We start from the raw sequence: 3,557 nt of genomic DNA, 5'->3' as shown, positions 1-3,557 counted from the left end.
CCGAGTCTGCCCAGGTGGCATGACTCAAACAAAAGGGTCTCCGAGAAACCCGGGGCGGTTCACAGGCATTGGGCTTGCGCGCTTTTCATACCGATGGTGCGGCGTTGCCATGCTGACGAAAAGCCAGCCAACTGTTGAACGACTGTTGCTCAGGCAACAGTTTCGCGTTGTTCGGCGGGCCAAAAATTCCCGCAAAACTGCTTGCAGGAAGATTTTCAAAGCGACGTCAGAGTCAGTTGCGGAACGCTGCTCCGGTCTGCACCACACTGGCCGAACCGAGCAACTGGCTGATGAATCGGCTCCAGCGGGTGATATCGGCTGGGCCGACAAATACCACATCCTGCGCCTTGAGCTCGAACTGCCCCGCCAGCAGGTAGGCGGTGGGCTTCCTGGCATTGAGGTGGTAAACGGTGGAGGTCGCTTCGGCAAAGTTTTCCGCACCGCGTATCACATACACCGCATCGCCATCTGCGCTGTCCGGGCTGAGGCCGCCGGAGTTGCCCAGCGCCTCCAGCAACGTCAGGCGGGTGGTGCCGAAGGAGATCACTTGCGGGTTACGTACTTCGCCCAGCACGTAGATCTTGTTTCGCGAATTGCTGTTCAAGTGGAGGTAATCGCCATCCTTCAGGAAGATTCTGCTCAGTTGCGAGTCTTTGCGGTTCAGCGAGTCGATGTCGATCAAGTAATCGCGGCCATCGCGGCGCAGGGTCAGACCGGCGAGGTTGGCATCGGTCAGGTCGACGCCCGCGACGCTCACGGCCTGCACCAGGCTCAACGGAATGTTGGTAATGGGTTGCGGGCCGGGCACTTTGAAGGAACCGGACAGGAGTATTCGCTGACTGTTGTAGCGCAGCACTTTGACGTCGACCTTGACCTCGGTGTATTGCGGCGCCAGCCCCATGCGCAACTGCTCGCGCACTTCGCTCACCGTTCTGCCGCTCGCGCGGATTCGTCCGACGTAGGGGAAGTAGAGCGTGCCATCGTTCAGCACTTCCCGGGTGTTGGCATCCAGCTGGTCCTGCGAGCCTGGCGCGGTCAGTTCCGGGTGTTCGAACACGGTGACCAGCAAGGTATCGCCAGCGCCAATCACGTATTCGGGAGTCTTGTAGTCAAGCAGCGCCTGCGGCAGTGCCTTGGCATCTGCGGTGGCGCGTTGTTGCTGTTGCTGAAGACTTTTCGGTGTGACCTCGACCAGTTGCGCCCGGGGCTCGTCCGGTTTGCCAGTGGTAACGTCGTCCGGCGTCATGTGCTGCCCCGGGGCGAATGCGCAGCCATGCAGCGCCAGGCTGGTGAGCAGTAAAGCAACTAACCTTGGATTCATTGCGTTTTTCCTTTCATGGCATTGCTCCTTTCTTTCGGCGTACCGACGAATTTCGGCGCGTTCGTTCACTCAGGGGAAGCGTCAGAAGGCGTTCTTGTTGACGAAGCCTTTGAACAGCGTCAGCAGAATGATTTTGAGGTCGAGCCAGATCGACCAGTGCTCGATGTATTCCAGGTCGAATTCCACGCGCATGCGCATCTTGTCGAGTGTGTCGGTTTCACCGCGCCAGCCATTGATCTGCGCCCAGCCGGTGATGCCGGGTTTGACCTTGTGGCGCAACATGTAGCCGCTGACCTGCTTGCGGTACTGCTCGTTATGGGCGATGGCGTGAGGGCGCGGGCCGACGATGGACATATCGCCGTGCAGCACATTGAAAAACTGCGGCAGTTCATCCAGCGAAGTGCGCCGCAAAAATGCCCCCAGCGACGTTACCCGCGCGTCATTGCGCGTTGCCTGAAGCACCACATCGGCGTTTTCCTGGACGCTCATGCTGCGAAATTTCCAGACCATGATCGAACGGCCGTCCAGTCCGTAGCGGCGCTGGCGAAACAGCACCGGGCCCGCAGAGGTGAGCTTGATGGCCGCAGCGATGGCCAGCAACGGCAGGGCGATCAGCAGCAGAATCAGACTGGACAGGACGATGTCTTCGGCGCGCTTGACCAGGCTCCAGGCACCGTCCATGGGCGAATCGAAAATGCTGATGCTGGCCAGGCCATTGATGCTTTCACTGCGGGCATGCAGCAGGTCGAACATGAACACGTCGGGAATCAGGTACACCGAGGCGGTGGTGTCGCTCAAGCCGGTAATCAGCTCGCGCAATTGCGGCTCGGCGCTGAACGCGAGAGTGATGTACACCTTGTCTATCCGGCTTGCGCGGGCATCTTCGATCAACTGGTCCAGATCACCCAGCACTGGCAGACGGCGTTTTTCGGCCAGCAGATTCATCTGCTGCGGATGCGAGTCGTAGAACCCCAGCAGGTTCAGCCCCATCCACGGCGCAAGGGAGATGGAACGCGCCAGTCGCTCACCGACCTGGCCGGTCCCGACAATTGCCACCCTGCGCGTATTGAAGCCGTGCCGACGCAGCCTGTGCAGGGCCAGGCGGATCAGCAGTCGATAGCCGCACAGCACCGCAAGCGCCAGGGCGAACCAGCTCATCTGGCCGTTATCGGGCAATTGTGTCTGGTTGAGCAGCAGGCTGTTCAGTGACAGCAGGGTGATGAAGGTCATCGCCCAGTAACTGAAAACCTTGGTCAATTCGCGCAGGATGCGCTCGCCACGCCATGAACCATATAGCTGGTGATATTCGCTGACCCAGTGAAATACCAGTACCGCGAGAATGATGTGCGACCAGGCCTCGATGCTGTCGCTGACCTGCAGCCCGGTTTGCCAGTAACCGATCAACACGATGATGATCAGGTCCAGTAGACGATGGGCGAGCGACAGCGCTGACTGATGGGCATGCAGAATGCCGCGGACGGAAGTGCGCATTGGAGGGCTCGCTCAGACGGTTTTTATGGGGACGACACGGCCTGGCAGTTCGCTGCCCGGGACCGGCGCTGGTTGAGCGACGCGGTGCGGGTGGGGCAGGCGAGCCAGATGCACAAGATGCGAGGTGGCCAGACGGTTCTCGACGAAGGCTTTGATCTCCTGCTCGAAACGCGCCACCGAAAACCGTTCGGCGTTGGCCCGGCAGGCCTGCGGCGAGATGCGTGATTGCGCAGCTTCAAACTCGCCGATGGCGGCGCTCAGCGCTGCCACGGTTTGCTGCCGGTAGAGCACGCCGGTCGGTTGCGGTTGATCCAGGCCGTGCACGGTCTCCATGATGCCGCCCTTGCCGAACGCGATTACCGGCGTGCCGCAGGCTTGGGCTTCAACCGGGCTGATGCCGAAATCCTCCTCGGCGGCGAAGACGAACGCCTTGGCGCTGCGCATATGTTCCAGCAGTACCGCGCCAGGCTGGAAACCCAGCAGCGTTACGTTAGGCGCCTGCCTGGCAATGGCCTGCGCCTTGGCCAGGTCCGGTCCGTCACCGATCATGATCAGGCGTTTGTCCGGCATGGCGGCGAAGGCTTCGACGATCATTGGCATGCGCTTGTAGGGCACCATCCGCGAGGCACACAGGTAGAAGTCCCCACGCGCGCTGGTATGACCCCCGAAGGTTGGACGCAACCTTTGGAGGCGTCATGGGTAAATATACAGTGCAGGCAAAACTCGCAGCCGTGAAAGAATATTG

The 3,557-nt window shown here is 60.4% G+C and carries 2 protein-coding genes and 1 pseudogene; all 3 read right to left on the bottom strand.

What is annotated here, in order from left to right; all coding sequences use genetic code 11:
• Positions 1-232: 232 nt before the first annotated feature.
• A complete protein-coding gene (locus AO277_RS11880) occupies positions 233-1,321 on the bottom strand; it encodes a polysaccharide biosynthesis/export family protein (RefSeq protein WP_044320115.1) in 1,089 nt (362 codons plus the stop codon).
• A gap of 81 nt (positions 1,322-1,402) precedes the next feature.
• A complete protein-coding gene (locus tag AO277_RS11875; RefSeq protein ID WP_044320114.1) occupies positions 1,403-2,812 on the bottom strand; it encodes an undecaprenyl-phosphate glucose phosphotransferase in 1,410 nt (469 codons plus the stop codon).
• A gap of 12 nt (positions 2,813-2,824) precedes the next feature.
• Positions 2,825-3,463 (bottom strand): annotated as a pseudogene (locus AO277_RS11870) (glycosyltransferase); the annotation flags it as partial.
• Positions 3,464-3,557: the final 94 nt, after the last annotated feature.

Source organism: Pseudomonas amygdali, from assembly GCF_002699855.1.
Lineage (GTDB): Bacteria > Pseudomonadota > Gammaproteobacteria > Pseudomonadales > Pseudomonadaceae > Aquipseudomonas > Aquipseudomonas amygdali.
This window is presented reverse-complemented; position numbering and strand designations above follow the sequence as displayed.